Below are 1,641 nucleotides of genomic sequence, written 5' to 3' on the forward strand. Positions count from 1 at the left end.
ATTCCCCGCCACGATATTCCATCCGCCCACCATCGAGAACTGCGAGCCACCGCCATACAATTATGGTCCGATATCGCTCGCCTTGACACCAACTGAACGAAAGCGACACGCCCGCTTTAATGCCTGAGCGCGTTAACTTTACGATGCCCGCCTGGCATTCGAATCGATCTGGTTGTCTGGCAATTAATCTCAGGCATCCGCCCGCTCGAGCATCGGTCTTCTGGACCAGAAGGCTTGGGGCGGCTACATCCTACCAGGGTGGGCAAGATACCATGTTCCGGTTGCATGGCACGAACGCGCCTTGGTCCATGGGCACGCGGTCTCGAACGGCTGCATCCGAATGACGAACGCCAATATCCTGGATCTTTTATAGCCGCGCGCCCGTGGGGACGCATGCCTTGGTCATCTGATGCACGCTTACCAAGGGGGACAACGATCCGTTTGGTCTGTGACCTTTCTGCACTAGCTACTTATATAAGTAATCACTACTATCTGATTCGTCGCCGACCACAACGTGTGCGAATCTAAGGATAGGGGACTTCTTGATGAGCAGAATTCTAGTCTTGATCATTGCAATGTTCGCAGTCGCCAACCTGAGCGCCTGCGGGACGATCGGCAAGGGCAAGGGGAAAGCTCCGCCGCCAGCCGAGGCGGTCTACAAGTAACCACCAGTGTTTAGAATGTGGAGAAGGGCGATGCTGCCCTTCTCCACACAGCGTCGCAATGCTTGGCTCGTTTTTCGACTTTCGACGCAAGACTGGCATATGAGCATTTTCAGGCCCGGCAACTGCTAGGGCTCGCTGTACGGAGCCTAGGAATGACGCTTGGAAGAGCCCGTCTGCCGCTCGTTATCCTGTCGGTATTTGCGATATCTTCGTGCCAGACGGAAGATAAAAGTCCCCAACCACATTTCACGACCAATAGCCGCGGCCAGAAAACCACCGGCACGGCTCAGGCCAATGCCGACACCCACTTCATCGAGTTTCGCTCGCGTTACGCACTGACCTATGGGCATACTTACGTCGTTTTCGGGCGTGTGGACGCGAACGGAAATATGATCGATCCCGAGGTTGCTGGCCTTGCCCCTGCCTCGCCGGATGCCGCGCCCTACGTCATGGGGCATTTCATACCGGTTCCGGCCACGACCGGGCAGACCGACGGCGATCTGGAAGAGCAGTACAGGTCGGCAAGCTGGCGGGTGATGCTCACGGACGACGAATACAGCGGCGTTGTCGCTTTTATCCGCGAGCAGCAAGCGAACTCCCATTTCTGGCAAGCGTCGGTCGACAATTGCAACAACTGGGTTGGCGAGATCGCGCGCCACATGGGCTACAAGACGCCCAGCATCTGGCTCAGGCCGCAGCAATTCATTACAGAACTTCGAGAAATGAACACAGTCTGAGTGCGTTTCGGCCTGCCTATTGGACGCCGTTTGGAGTGTGCCCTTGAGGGCGGACACTGATCAGGCCGCCGGGTTGCCAGTCTGCCGGATGGGCATCGTAAAGTTAACGCGCTCAGGCATTAAAGCGGGCGTGTCGCTTTCGTTCAGTTGGTGTCAAGGCGAGYGATATCGGACCATAATTGTATGGCGGTGGCTCGCAGTTCTCGATGGTGGGCGGATGGAATATCGTGGCGGGGAAT

The 1,641-nt window shown here is 56.6% G+C and carries 2 protein-coding genes and 1 pseudogene; all 3 read left to right on the plus strand.

Translation table 11 applies throughout. From position 1 onward, the window contains the following. Positions 1–233: 233 nt before the first annotated feature. Positions 234–410 (plus strand): annotated as a pseudogene (locus AC1DUP_RS36715) (L,D-transpeptidase); the annotation flags it as partial. Between the two features lie 135 nt (positions 411–545). After that, positions 546–665, plus strand: a complete 120-nt coding sequence (locus AC1DUP_RS36720; RefSeq protein ID WP_024324033.1) for a hypothetical protein — start codon at positions 546–548, stop codon at positions 663–665. A gap of 152 nt (positions 666–817) precedes the next feature. Continuing rightward, positions 818–1,402, plus strand: coding sequence for a hypothetical protein (locus AC1DUP_RS36725; protein ID WP_018068222.1), 585 nt, complete (start codon positions 818–820; stop codon positions 1,400–1,402). The last annotated feature ends 239 nt before the right edge of the window (positions 1,403–1,641 follow it).

This window comes from Rhizobium sp. 01L419 (assembly GCF_056400025.1).

What these genes read in the sequence shown, in the direction of transcription:
- AC1DUP_RS36720 (WP_024324033.1), top strand. Translation starts at nt 546, where the DNA reads ATGAGCAGAATTCTAGTCTTGATCATTGCAATGTTCGCAGTCGCCAAC.
- AC1DUP_RS36725 (WP_018068222.1), top strand. Translation starts at nt 818, where the DNA reads ATGACGCTTGGAAGAGCCCGTCTGCCGCTCGTTATCCTGTCGGTATTT.